Raw genomic sequence first — 13,909 nt, forward strand, 5'->3', positions numbered from 1 at the left:
CTCACCCTGAACTCACAATCGGGGATTGACGAACATCATATTCGGAGGCGCTTTTTGGGGAACCAAACAAGAAACCTTGGCCAACGTCACAGTTCATCTCGCGCAGAACTGACGCCGTCTGTGTATCCTCGATACCTTCAGCGATGACCTTCAATCCAAGGCTCTTGCAGAGCTGCACCAACGCGATGACGATGGTACGATTTTCCGGGTGTTCTGGTAGGCATTTAATGAATGAACGATCAATCTTTACGTAGTCGATGGGATAGTCCCGGAGATGAGACAGGGACGCATACCCAGTGCCGAAATCATCTAGGGCAATCTTACAACCTGCCCTTTTTAGGGCCCGGATGTTTTCGAGAACGACATCTTCGCCCTCAGCAAGGATTACGGTCTCAGTAATCTCGATCATCAAAGAACCTGGCGCAATGTCGTAGCGATCTAGCTCCGTCAATATGTGGTCGGCGTAGGATCGTTCACGAATACAGACCTCAGACACGTTGATGCCGACGACACCATAGTCGAGACCTAGCTCGGTCCACTGCTGCATTTGCATCAGTGTCTTGGTCAAAATTTGTTCGCTGATTGCCCTGGCACAGTCAGGGTCTGAAAACGCGGGCCAGAACTCCGCGGGCATCACAGTCAAGCCGTCTGGGTCAACAATCCTTGCCAGGGCCTCAAATCCACACCGGCGCCCAGTGATCAAGTCGATCTCTTCCTGGAAGAAAGGAAAAAGACGGTTGGCCGCGACCGCATTGAGAACCCTAGCAATTGCAGCCAATCTAAGTGTCAGACCGCTCTCACTTCGCTCTCCAAAAAACTCGTATGTACCTCGAACAGATCTCTTGACTTCACGCAGAGCAACATCTGCGGACTTGAGGAGGTCGTTGACGGTCCAGCCTTCTGCCGCAGATGTACAACATCCAATTGAACAGGTGACAGAAAGATTGTGGCCGCTGAAGCCCGCGGGACGCTTAACGGTCTTAAGGATCCTCTCGCAGAGCCGCGCCAGTCGAAACTGATCGTTGAAGGGAAGAAGAAGCGCGAATTCATCTCCGCCCAGCCTGAAGAGCTCGCCCTTGGCAGTCGGGATCTCTTTCAATCGATCAGCAACGATCTTTACTAACTGATCGCCGACTTCATGCCCAAAGGTATCATTGATTTTTTTGAAGCCATCAATATCGATCAGTAGCAGAGATGGCTTCTGGTATTTCCCAACTTGTGCTAAATCGCCTCTGGCTTGTGAATGTGGAAGCCTTGCGCGTAGTCCACGCCAATGGAAGCGAGTTTTGAGAGTATCTCGGCACTCTCAACGTATTCCGCCACAGTCTTAATACCCAGAACGCGCGCAACATCTACAAAACAACGAACCGCCACATCGTTAAGCGGATCATTCGTCAGGTCACGAATAAACTGTCCATCGATCTTCAGGAAATCAACGGGGAAGCGCTTCAGATAGCCGAAGGAAGACGCGCCCGCACCAAAGTCGTCGAGCGCGACTCGGACGCCTCTGCTTCGAACCTGATCGATAAATGTCGTAGCATCCGCCAAATTGGTAATGGCTGCCGTCTCGGTAATTTCAAAACACAGCCGCCGACACACGGCATATCCAGCTTCGTCCAGGATCTCCATGGCTTGCCTGTGAAAAGACCGATCCCCGACAGAATGCCCGGACAGATTGACGCTAATCGTCTCCGTTTCGGTTGCCTCTGGAAGGCGAGCGATCCAATCGATCGCGTGTGTCAGCACCCACTGATCCAGACGCGTCGCAAGATTGAAGCGTTCAGCAGACGGCAAAAACGCTGAGGGTGAAATCAAACTTCCGTCCTCATCTTTCATGCGAATCAAAAGCTCGACATGACGACCAGCCGGCGTCCCGCTAATGGGCCGAATATTCTGTGCGAAAAGCACAAACTGGTCATCGTCAAGCGCCCGCTCGATGCGCGATGCCCATCGCATCTCGCCGGAACGGGCAGCTATGGCCTGATCGGTGTTAACCCAGACATGGACCCGGTTCCGACCGCCTTCCTTTGCGGCGTAACAAGCGTTGTCCGCGGCCTGTAGGATCGAAGCAAGGCTCTGCATCGTTCCATCGATCGGCACAAGTCCTATACTTGTGCCGACTCGAAACCGTTTGTCGTCGTGGACAAAACGGAAGTCACGCATTCGGTCACACATCGCCTGTGCGATACGCGTCGCGTTCGCGGCGGGGCAGGCTTCGAGAATAACCCCGAATTCATCTCCTCCCAAGCGGGCAAGGGTATCGCCCGAACGGATTGTGTCGGCAAGCAACTTGCCAACCTGCTTGAGCAGATCGTCGCCGACAGCGTGGCCGCAGGAGTCATTTACGATCTTGAACTGATCGAGATCGATATAAAGCAAGACGTTCGAAGAGCTGTCAAAGCGGGACTTTTCAAAAACAGTTTGCAACCTTCTATCGAATTCGGCCCTGTTAATCAGTCCAGTCAGCGGATCATGGCTTGCCCGGTAACGCATTTCCCGCGATAGACGCCGTTGTTCACTGACGTCATGAAAAACCAGAACTGCGCCAAGCACGTCGCCTTCGGAGTTCCTGATCGGTGCTGCTGAATCCTCGATGCTAAATTCCTGACCGTCGCGAGCGATCAGCATCGTATTTTCGTCAAGGCCGACGATATCAAGGCTCCGCAGACACGCAGTAATCGGATCTGGCGCGCGTTGGCGGGTTTCCTCATTGATGATATCAAATACCACGCTGCTCGGTTGCCCGCTGGCTTCGGCCGCCGACCAGCCGGTCATTCGTTCGGCAACCGGGTTCAGCCACTGGACGATACCCAAAGCGTCAGTCGTGATGACGGCGTCACCGATCGAATGAAGGGTTACGCGCATAAGCTCGTGCTGATCTTCAAGTTCGAGCGCCATTTTTCGTTGAGCCGACACATCCCAGGCTGCGCCTATCAATCGCAATGGTTGACCGCACACGTCCGAGACTACCTTCGCCGAGATCCGGATGTAGTGTGTCGAATGGTCAGGCCTGATGATCCGATATTCTTCGTTGAGTGGGCGGTTTTCTCTGATCGCTAAATGAGCGGCTTGCTCAATTCGCTCATAGTCATCCTGGTGGATATGCCGGCGCCACAGATCAGAAACGCGCTCGCCACTGCGCTCGGGCAAACCAAACAAGCGGTACATCCAAGGATCCCATGTCACGACATTCATGACCAGATCATAGTCCCAGATGCCTATGCCGCCGCTATCGGTGGCAATCGACATGCGCTCCGCAAGGAGCCGCCGCTCCTCCTCCTCCGCCTTTCGCCGAGAAACATCAATATGGGTGCCGATCATCCGGACCGGACTTCCATCATCGTTGCGCGCAACGACCCTACCGCGATCAAGAATCCACACCCAGCTGCCGTCCTTACGGCGCATGCGAAACTCTTCCTCGAAATACGGGGTCTCGCCCGCAATATGATCGCGATCGGCAGCTTGTGCCCGTTCCCGATCGTCCGGGTGGACCAGCGCCAGCCAATTGTCGATTGCGTTACCAAACTCTTCCCGCGAGTAACCGAGAAGCTCACACCATATGTCAGAATAATAAGTTCGACCGGTCCGCAAGTCAGCATCCCAGATACCGATACCCCCGTTCTCGGTTGCAGCAGCCATCTGCTCGTTGAGCCGTTCCAATCTGGCACGTTGTTCAATACGCTCGGAGATATCTTGAAATGCACCGCTTATACGGACTGGCTTTTCGCCGTCGAATTCAACCGCACCAACGGCGCGGACCCAAATTCGCTCCCCACTCGCCTTGATGAAAGGGAGTTCAAGATCCCAGCCTTCGCCGGTGGCCATACCCTTTTCTACCGCATTCTGAATGATTGGACGGGCTTCTGGCGCATAATAGGCAATTGCTTCATCCATCGTCGGCCTATAGCCCGGTTCGACGCCATGTATTTGGCAAGTCTCGTCGGACCAGATGATATCACCTGTTGCCAGATCGACCTCCCAACCGCCAACGCCCGCGACCTTTCCGGTACGTTCAAGGAAAATGCGGCTTTTGCGAAGTGCATCTTCCTGAATTTTCCGAAGCGTGATGTCCTGATGCGTACCAAACATCCACTGCGGTTTGCCGTCGGGTGTCCTGGTGATAACTTTGCCGCGATCGTGTACCCAAACCCAGTGGCCATCTTTATGGCGCATGCGCGCCTCGAAGTCGTAGGCATCCGACTTGCCATCAAAGTGCGCATGCAAAGCCTCTCCTGACGATTGCAAATCGTCGGGGTGCGCATGTTTCATCCATGTATCAATCGATACGGGCTGCATTTCAGAAAGGGTGTAGCCAATGATTTCGGCCCACCGCTCGTTGAACCGGGTTTCGCCGGTCTGAACGTTCCATTCCCAAGTGCCAGCCTGCGTGCCCTCGATGATGTAGCCAAGGCGCCGCTTTTCTTCAGCCAGCCTTCGCTCTGCCAGCCGCCGGAGTGTGACATCTTCCATGATTGCCATCGTACGAACTGGCCGACGTTCAGAATCACGTTCGAGCGTCGCCGACAGCAACACGTCAATGATCTCTCCCCGGCTGCTGACCAACTGATATTCGACCAGCTCGCAATGACCGGTTCTAAAGAACTCAGGAAGAACGGCACGTGCCTTCAGCCGCGAAGCCTCCGTCAGGAATTCGGACGAAAAACGGCCTATTACCTCCTCACGATGATACCCTAACACCTCAAGCCACCGATCACTTACGGTGAGAAGGCGCCCGCTCGCATCAATTGAATGCATGATGGCTGGAGTCGTTTCATACAGTCTTCGAACACGTTGTTGGTTTTCGAACGCTGATGCCCGAGCCTTCACAAGGTCGCCAATATCGCGAATTATTGCCGTCATGCCCAGGAAACTGCCTAACCCTGAAACGACCTGGCCAAAAGATATGGACACGGGAAACGACGTCCCATCCGATCGAAGGCCTGAACTCTCGACTAATTTGCCCGTCCCCTTTTCCAGCCATGCGGTGACATCGAGCAACCTTTTGTCTTCAAGCACAGCGGGCAAGATCCGTTCAATCGACTGTCCAATGAGATCATCAGCAGTGCAAGCGAACAGGCGCTCTGCCGCGTCATTACAGTGCTGGATTCTTCCGTCGAGACCCATCGTGACAACGGCATCAGGGCTACTTTTCAGTATTGCAGCGGCTCTCGCCTCGACGAGACGCAGTTCCTTCTCAGATTGAACCGCAACGCGGGCTTCAAGTGCGCGTGCGGCTGCGTAACCAAGATGGTTAAGCACATCTCGTTGGTGCTGCGTCAGAGTGCGTGGTTCGCGATCGATCACACATAAGGACCCGACGTATTGACCATTGGTGAGGGCCAGAGGAACGCCGGCGTAGAACCGAATTCCAGGATCACCGTTGACCAGCGGATTAGCGGAGAACCTCTGGTCCTTGGTAGCGTCCTCTACTTCCATGAGCGCGCCTTGCTGCATCGCGTGCGCACAGAATGAGACATCCCGGGGGGTCTCAGTGACACCCGGCAGTCCAACGCTCGCCTTGAACCACTGTCGGTTTTCTTCCACCAGGCTGATCAATGAAATAGGAGTACAGCAAACCAGTGCTGCCGCCTTGACTAGCGCATCGAACTCCGGTTCAGGCTTTGTATCCAAGACTTGGAGGTCCCGCAGTGCCTGCAACCGCTTTTGCTCTTCCATAAAAGCAGGGACCTGGGTCAATTCTACAATCCTAAGCTGCCGTTACACTTGACGAAAAGTTAGCGCGTCCCAAGACTTAGAACAGGGGCCCTAACATCGATAGAGTTTCTCTAAACCAAATATAACGCAGCGACGGAAAGCACGCTATGTCCCTTGGCGCGATAACAAGAATGATGACTTCACTTTCTGGATCAGCGCAAATGAGACAGAAATCTCTTAATTGGAAGAAAAGATGATTTTCGGCTCATCGTAGCTCATTCAAAGGAAGTGAAAATGAGCTAAAAGTTTGGGCCCAGACATCGCGACCGAGAAGGCGATCAAGGACATCCGCCGCGCCGCGCACAAGCATCATTCACCAGAGGAGAAAATCCGGATCGTCGAGGAAGGCCTGCGTGGCGAAAACAGCATCGCCGCGATCTGCCGCCGTGAGGGACCTCGGTCGAGGAATTCTGGATCAGCCCCTTGATCTCCTTAGCAGCACTGGCCGAACGTTGGGCGAGTTCGCGCACTTCCTGGGCAACGACGGCAAAGCCTTTGCCGGCTTCACCGGCACGCGCTGCCTCAATCCCGGCATTCAGCGCTAGGAGATTGGTCTGGAAGGCAATCCCATCAATTACACCGATGATATTGAAGAGCTGCGGCGAACTGTCCTCGACACGGCGCACATCGCTCGCCTCGCGAGTTCTTAAACCGCCATTCAGAAACCTGGTCCTGTCCGGTTTTTAAGGGGCAACTCCAGCGACAATTAGAACCAGTCGGGACGGCATCCGTTCTGAAGAAGACACCTTATGTAAGCGCATTAACACATACGAAACCAAGTATGGGATATTAATTTCAACAGAAAAAATCGAAAAAACAATAAGATATACGATTACCGAGTTTCGCCCTGTTGATCACTTCTCTGTATACTTTTCGCTCACTTCACACACCTCTCGTCATCAAAGGACACAACGATGTTTGGAATTTCGAGCGGCACCCGTGCCCAACTGGAGTCTCTGGAAGTCGTTACTGCCAACATCATGATTGCAGATGAGAAGCTCAACATCCGCTACATGAATACGGCGGTAAAGGAACTGCTGAAGGAAGCGGAGAGTGACCTGAAGAAGGAGCTACCCCGTTTCGAGTTCTCTAAGCTGATCGGTAGCAATATCGACATCTTCCACAAGAACCCAGGTCATCAGCGCAATATGCTGAGCAGCCTGAAGAACCAGCACAGAGCGACAATCTGGGTCGGCCACAGAGCCTTCGATCTGATCGTGACGCCTCTGAAAACAGGCGCAAAAACCACTGGCTTCGTGGTGGAGTGGGCGGATGCAAAGGAAAGGCTCCAGAACCTCGACTTCAAGGGACAGCTTCAGGCGATTGGCAAGGCACAGGCCGCGATCGAGTTCACCCCCTCCGGCGAGGTCGTCACGGCGAACGATAATTTCCTCAACGCAACCGGCTACACACTCGCGGAGATCAAGGGCAAGTCGCATCGCATGTTTCTGGAGCAGGGCGCTAGCGGGGACATCGCGTTTTCGACCCTGTGGCCACAGCTCAGGGCAAATCAAGCGTTCATCGGCGACATCGTTCGCTATGGCAAGGGCGGTCGCCAGCTATTCCTCAACGCGTCCTACAACCCGATCACCGATGAAAAGGGCAATGTCATCAAGGTTGTGAAGTTCGCGACCGACGTGAGCGACCGGGTGCATGCGGTCAGCACCGTTGGTGCAGCCCTGAGCAAACTTGCTCAAGGCGATGTCAGTTTTACGATCGACAAGCCCTTCGCGGCTGACTTCGAGCCTCTTAGAACCAACCTCAACGAAGCCGTCACTCAGCTTGCCAGCACGCTCGCCGCGGTTGCCCTCTCTACTGATCAGATTGACGGCGGAACACGCGAAATCAGTTCCAGCGCAGAGGACCTTTCGAGGCGCACCGAGCAGCAGGCAGCGTCCCTTGAAGAGACGGCTGCCGCACTCGACCAGATCACGGTCAATGTCAAAAATGCGTCCAAGCGCGCCGAGGAAGCCCGTCACGCCACCCAGGCCGCCGACACAAGCGCGACGCGCTCCGGTCAGATCGTGGCCGAAGCTGTCGGCGCGATGGCGCGCATCGAGCAGTCCTCGAACCAGATCTCCAATATCATTGGCGTGATTGACGAGATCGCCTTTCAGACCAACCTGCTGGCGCTCAATGCTGGCGTCGAAGCCGCTCGCGCCGGCGAAGCCGGCAAGGGCTTTGCCGTCGTTGCCCAGGAAGTCCGAGAGCTTGCCCAACGGTCCGCCAGTGCTGCGAAGGAGATCAAGGAGCTGATCCGCAACTCCTCCGAAGAGGTCAAGAACGGCGTCAAGCTTGTCAGCGAGACCGGTGAGGCACTGAAGACGATCCAGAACAACATCGTTGCGGTCAACGACCACATGCAGGCGATTGCGAGCTCGGCACGGGAGCAGGCAACCGGTCTTTCTGAGGTGAACACGGCCGTCAACCAGATGGACCAGGTGACCCAGCAGAATGCCGCGATGGTCGAGGAATCGAATGCGGCAAGCGCCACGCTTGCGAACGAGACGCAGCGGCTGCGCCAGTTCATCGCACGGTTCACATTGGGCAGGCACTATACTGCGCAGAAGACCTCTTCCTCGTCACCGCACAGCCCCGCTCGGGCGCCAGCTCCAACTGCACCTACCATCGAATCCAGGCCAGCGTCTGGACGGTCAGCCGCGATGTATGGAAACGCTGCTCTGAAACAAGAAGAGTGGCAGCAATTCTAAGCGATCAAATCACTACGATTACGCAGTTGGCGGACCAAGCGCTTGTTATAGCTGACTGAACATGTCCTGTTTAAAGTCCATGGGACGCAGATCTCGACTGGCGCGAGTGTGCTGCATGGAGAGAGGGAATTCGGGTCATATCGTGTCGGGACACGACACGACTCGTAGCGCATCTTGCCGAGAAAATTCTACTTTTGAAGCCCGTTAATTGGGTAAGCCCCCGGTGAATGAAGTCCGGCGCCCCAAAAACGATGTGGAGTGCCCTCCTCAGTTGCAGAGCGTGAAAGTCACGAAAGGATTATTTGGTCATTGTGACTAAGCGGGAGAAAGGTCTTTGCCGGTGTCGACCATCGAATTGTTCTATGATTTTAATGCAATACCGAAAAGAACGCTGGCTGGGCTGCAAATGAAGCCAAAGGCTGATGGTGAATCCATATCCCAGGCTCTAAATATTGAAGTATTTTGATCATTTCATCTACAAGTTGGTGGCATACGTGTAAAAAAACGTTGACACTCCCAAAGCTTAGATGAAAGTCACGCACCTCTGCTTCAACTCAGGACATCGCCGCCGCAAGTCTCTGAACAAGCATCGTGACGCCGAGCTAGGTCGCCCATCAATTGGGCCCGAGGGGACAGGTTCGCCGCCGCAGTTGTTTTCTGGGGGAAATACCATCCTGAAAACCCTGTCCCCTCGGAACAGGCTCACCATGACACTTCTACAAAAATATACCATCACCGACTTTTAGGGGGCATGCGAGAAAATGACCATTTCGGGCTCGGATACTGGGAGCATTGCTTCTATCGCGTCGTCTCAAAAAAGAGAGGATGCTATGCTGGAACTGTGCGAGCGAATAGACGTCATAGCCCGGCGATGGAATGCGTCGGCTTTGGGTGTTTACGAACACGTCCAGATCGAGGATGGAGAGGACAACAGACTGGTCTACGGCTGGGACGAAGAGGATGATGCTGCAAGTCTTGTTCTAGATCCCTCCACCAGTTTTGCACTCGACGTTCAGTGGCGGCGCTTGCTGGGCCATGCGGAAGTCATCTTTGACGGGCCGTCGGTTGTTCGTCTGGGTGACAATGTAGCGCTCCGCTATGTGGCTCATCCATCGATGTCCACCGCCACTTATGTCGTGGTTTCCTTGCACAGCGATGCAGAGACTGCCTCGAAATGCTCCCGTGAGCTGGATGCAGCGATGACGACCACACAATTTTCCATCGATCCTAAGCCCGTGAGCTTGACCAAGCGGGAACTGGAGATCGCACGGTGGATTTGCGAGGGAAAAACATCGTCTGAGATAGCAGTGATCCTGAGCCTGTCGGAGCATACGGTCAACGACTACATTCGCTCCGGAATGAAGAAGATGGGTGCAACCAACCGACTAAGCTTTATCGCGAAGACCATACGCCGAGGGCTCGTGGCATAGCGGGTTACAAACTTCTGGCAGAGATGGTTGGACAGCTGATGAGTTTGCCTCCGTGACTGCTTATTGAATTTCGGGTCGGCTGGTCTGCTTCGACCATCCCGGATAGCCCGGCACAATGCTGCGACTAATTACATTCTACGCAGCATCCCATCGCCAGAGCCATTCCAACATGCAATCCGGTCGCGTCCGCCTGACTTCGCAGTGTAAAGCGCTGTGTCCGCGCGATATATAAGCTCTGCTGCCGTTGACGCCTTTCCATCATGGACAAGTGCAGCCACACCGGCACTGATAGTGACGTGCATTTTTTCGCTCTTAGCGTGGGCAATTGCGAGGCGATTGACGGCCAATCTCACATGCTCGGCGAAAACAAACGCTCCCGACTGCTCCGTCTCGGGCAGTACGATACACATCTCTTCTCCGCCGTAGCGCGCGACAAAGTCAGCCGGCCGCTTGATGGTGGCTTCAAGAACTCTAGCAACATTCTGCAGGTAAGCGTCTCCGGCCTGGTGTCCATAATGATCGTTGTAAGCCTTGAAGCGATCGACATCGATCATGATCAGACTGATTGGTTTGCGGTTACGTCTGCACCTGGAGATCTCTTGTTCAATTCTCTCATCGAAAGACCGCCTGTTGAATAGTCCTGTCAGGCCGTCAGTGTCGGCAAGCAGCTCGAGTTTTTTGGCCATACCACGCAGTTCGAAATACGCCTTTTTCATATCGGTAACATCAGAAACCACAATGGTTGTATTACCGTTGGCGACGGGATTTGATCGAATACGTAGCCATGTGCCGTTGTATAACTCCAGCTCATCGTCTGCGCCCTCTTTGAGCTTGCGCATGGCAATCTTTGGATCGAGACCTGGAGCCTCGCCCTTCTCCTTAGAAAGTGCCAGTATCGAAGGAAGATAGGCACCAGGATTCCTGAGTTCGCCAGTCAGCGGGAATAAGGATTTGTATTTCTCATTGCAGAATATGATGAAGCCGTCTGAGTTTATAACAGCCAGACCGCCAGACATTTCTGAAAGGATTAGATCCAGCCGCTCCTTGCCCGCCTTCAATTCCAGCTCAAGCGACCTCCGCTCCATGATATCTCTTGTGACGCCTGCCATACCGACGACACGTCCCGTTGCTGAGTGCAGCGGCACTTTCGACGTCTCGAACCAGCGTTCATTACCCCGAGCATCCAGAACGCGTTCAACCTTGTTGTTGACCGGGTTGTTACTGAACATCACGCCCTGCTCTTCGATGAAAAGCTCCTTGGCGCGCTCGCGGTTCGTGAAATCAAAGTCAGTCTTGCCGAGGACTTCTGTCGTCGTACGGAGCCCGACATGCCTTGCGACATTCAGATTTGCTGAGACGATTTCACTTCGCAAGTTCTTGATATAGTGAAAATCCGGGGCCTGAGAAAGCGCGGACATAAGTAGCGTCCGTTCTCCAAGCAAACATGCAATTGCAAAGCTTGTGATCGAGCTAGTCGCAGTAAAGAGCTGCAGGGCATATAGTTTGATCCGAAGTGACTCTTGAATCAGTGCTATCGGCCCAAGCCCGTACATGGTCGACCACAGTCCGATCATGGCCGTAAGAAACACGGAGAAAGCCGCTCCAGGAAATCCGAGGCAAAACGTCGCAAGAATAATTGCAGGGAAGGCGAGGAAAAGCAGCGGAAGAGTAGACTGTAGAAAGACCGCTGCAAGTGCGGTGACAAGAACGACGAGAACGAATAATGTACGAAGCAGGACCCGTCGGTGGAACAGGTCAGCTAAGTCCCCCCTGTTCAAAATCAACAGCAAGGGTGTGACTGTGATCAGGCCGAGCGCATCCGCCGCATACCAATTCGCAAAGACCGAAATGAAGCTTGCTCCGGTCATCTGATACAATGCGAAGGCTGCAATTCCAGCCGATAGCAAGCAGGCGGGGCCCATAGAGACCGCGGTGAGTATGAACATTGGTCTCGGGCGCCGGAAATCACGCTCTTTCGTCAAGCCGGTCACGAGCAAAGCACAGATAAGAACTTCAATCATGTTTACGGCAGAAAGGGTTGCGGCTGTGAGCAGGCCGTCGCCAGATTGGAGATTGGCCAGGATGTTTCCAAGCCACGCTGCCGGGAACAGGAAAATCCAAGATGATCGCTCTTCTTTGAGCACGGCGGCAAGCAGCACCGCATTGGAAATCCATATTGCGGCAATCCGTTCAGTGCCGCGTGTCAACTCGATGCCCGCCAGAGCAGTGACAAAGACACAAATGCCGACTACAGCCCCGCCCGCGCGCACTGCCCATAAAACTTATCGACGGATTGACTGGTAGGCTCACTCATTTCGACCTCATTTGAATGAGCCCCAGACTGGCATATTGCAGTGAAGCATGAATTAAAGCGGTGGCACCGAATTCAGGCTTGCGTGCTCTGTTCGACGAATTGTCTAGAATACGGCCGGTTACTCGGGGTCGTCTCCGACCAAATTGAAGTCGCCGGCGGCCTTGTGCGGCTTGAGAAGCGTGACGATGTTGCGCACCAAACTCCAGAAGCTGTTGGCCTCCCGTTCGGCTCTAACTCACGGGCAATCTTCAGGGTCTTGATTGAGCAGAGGTCCCACCGCAGGACGAACGGCAGAATAGCGGCATCCCGCAACCTCAATTGCATGATGCACACCAAACGTCACACCAAGCACTGTTCAAGCCGCTGCTGATCCCTGACCGCGTTCCATAACCGGAAACTACCCACTCGTTGCCATGCTTATCGCTTGTCGGGCGATACTACGGCGCGCCAGTGCAATATCGCGCGGCTTTATGCCAACAACGCCAGTTCGTAGTTCCGCCTCAACCAAACGTCGAGCCCTTGGACTAATCGAATTCAGCACACATTCCTTCAGCGCCGGGCTCGCCGCGCGCAGAGCCATGGTTAGAGTGTCGCTGGCGATATTATTGAATAGAAGCGCCCGACTATGCTGCGGCATGAGCACGATGTCATCAAAGAGGAAGATCTGCGATCGAACGCGTTCAGCCGCATTTTTGTTGATCGTATCAAGTGACTGCTGCAGGCTTTCACCGATATGTTTGTCGAGCTTGTTGATCTTGTCAGCGACCTCACACGCCCCTGCCGAAGAGCGCCGCACATCGATCTTAGCGAAGAGCTGTTCCAGGCGTTTCTCAACAATGAGTGCTGCTTTCGGGGTTACGCTCTTCAGGTTAATCGCGCGGTTTAGGATGTCTGCCCGGCGAGACTCTGACAATCCCTCTAGAACCGAGGCGCCAAATGATGACGGGAGCATGGAAAGAATATAGGCAGCGGTCTCTGGGTGTTCGCGAGACAACATCCGCCCGATCATTCTGGGATCAGCGTCTTCAAGTCGATCACACGTAGCGGCCTGATATGCGCGGAACGCCGCGCAGCTTTCGAGCCGTTCATCGACATCTTCACGCGTTAGACTGTCTTCCAGTATGCTCTCAATGACTTTCGCGCTGTCCATGAGGCCAGCGCCTTGAGTGAAGAGCGCTGAAAATTCGGTGACAAACTGATCGAGCTCATGTGGCGGAATCGTACGAAGCAGTTCAGCAGACGCTATAATTTTCCGCAACTCGGACTGGGTGAAGTACCTAAGGAGGCGACCTGCAGTTTCCTTGCCCATGGCCAGCAAAATGGCAGCTGCCTTGCCTGCCTGTGTCAAAGGCTGACTTGTGAGCGAGTGGTCAAAATCATCAAACGCGAGCGCCAAATCTGTTCCTCCGCAGTAGTCTCAACGAAACAGGTCTTCGGAAAATTGTGCCTGCCGAACGACGTCAAAGAGCGAAAATACCTCTACCAAGAAACATCTTGCAGATTGCGCGAGCCTTGAGAGTTCGGAGTGACTGCCTCTCTAAACCAGGAAACCCCCGGTGCATTAGCGTTGCGAAACAAAAAACCCGCCATACGGCGGGCTGTAAGGGAAGTTTCGTCCCTCGAAGGAACTCCGCGGGTTCAATGCCCGGTTCATTTTTCTGACGCTAACGCGGACGTCGTTACACGAAAAAAGCCGGCCCGTACGCAAAACAGATTGGACCGGCGAGCTGAGTTTGCTT

6 protein-coding genes and 2 pseudogenes are annotated in these 13,909 nt (G+C 54.1%); 3 read left to right on the forward strand and 5 right to left on the reverse strand.

Annotated elements, in window-relative coordinates:
• Position 1: 1 nt before the first annotated feature.
• Positions 2-1,192, reverse strand: coding sequence for a putative bifunctional diguanylate cyclase/phosphodiesterase (locus D4A92_RS24240; protein ID WP_348649903.1), 1,191 nt, complete (start codon positions 1,190-1,192; stop codon positions 2-4).
• Positions 1,193-1,221: 29 nt separating this feature from the next.
• A complete protein-coding gene (locus D4A92_RS24245) occupies positions 1,222-5,697 on the reverse strand; it encodes a PAS domain-containing protein (RefSeq protein ID WP_203020974.1) in 4,476 nt (1,491 codons plus the stop codon).
• A 265-nt stretch (positions 5,698-5,962) separates the two neighbouring features.
• On the opposite strand from D4A92_RS24245, the pseudogene D4A92_RS25180 reads away from it, so the two are divergent.
• Positions 5,963-6,109 (forward strand): annotated as a pseudogene (locus D4A92_RS25180) (IS3 family transposase); the annotation flags it as partial.
• Here D4A92_RS25180 and D4A92_RS25185 read toward each other — a convergent pair.
• A pseudogene (locus D4A92_RS25185) lies at positions 6,099-6,332 on the reverse strand (methyl-accepting chemotaxis protein); the annotation flags it as partial. The pseudogenes D4A92_RS25180 and D4A92_RS25185 sit on opposite strands and share 11 nt — an antisense overlap.
• 297 nt (positions 6,333-6,629) lie before the next feature.
• On the opposite strand from D4A92_RS25185, the gene D4A92_RS24255 reads away from it, so the two are divergent.
• Entirely contained in the window at positions 6,630-8,426 is a 1,797-nt protein-coding gene (locus tag D4A92_RS24255) for a methyl-accepting chemotaxis protein (protein WP_203020976.1), read from the forward strand.
• Positions 8,427-9,187: 761 nt separating this feature from the next.
• On the forward strand, positions 9,188-9,856 hold the full coding sequence (locus D4A92_RS24260; protein WP_203020978.1) for a helix-turn-helix transcriptional regulator: 669 nt from the start codon (positions 9,188-9,190) through the stop codon (positions 9,854-9,856).
• A 128-nt stretch (positions 9,857-9,984) separates the two neighbouring features.
• Here the strand turns inward: D4A92_RS24260 and D4A92_RS24265 are convergent, their stop codons facing one another.
• Positions 9,985-12,063 (reverse strand): sensor domain-containing diguanylate cyclase, encoded by a 2,079-nt coding sequence (locus D4A92_RS24265; protein WP_203020980.1) that lies wholly within the window; start codon positions 12,061-12,063, stop codon positions 9,985-9,987.
• Positions 12,064-12,567: 504 nt separating this feature from the next.
• Entirely contained in the window at positions 12,568-13,566 is a 999-nt protein-coding gene (locus D4A92_RS24270) for a flagellar motor switch protein FliG (RefSeq protein ID WP_203020982.1), read from the reverse strand.
• Between the last annotated feature and the right edge of the window lie 343 nt (positions 13,567-13,909).

The sequence above is a fragment of the Rhizobium rosettiformans genome (assembly GCF_016806065.1).
GTDB lineage: Bacteria > Pseudomonadota > Alphaproteobacteria > Rhizobiales > Rhizobiaceae > Allorhizobium.

What these genes read in the sequence shown, in the direction of transcription:
- D4A92_RS24260 (WP_203020978.1), top strand. Translation starts at nt 9,188, where the DNA reads ATGACCATTTCGGGCTCGGATACTGGGAGCATTGCTTCTATCGCGTCG.
- D4A92_RS24255 (WP_203020976.1), top strand. Translation starts at nt 6,630, where the DNA reads ATGTTTGGAATTTCGAGCGGCACCCGTGCCCAACTGGAGTCTCTGGAA.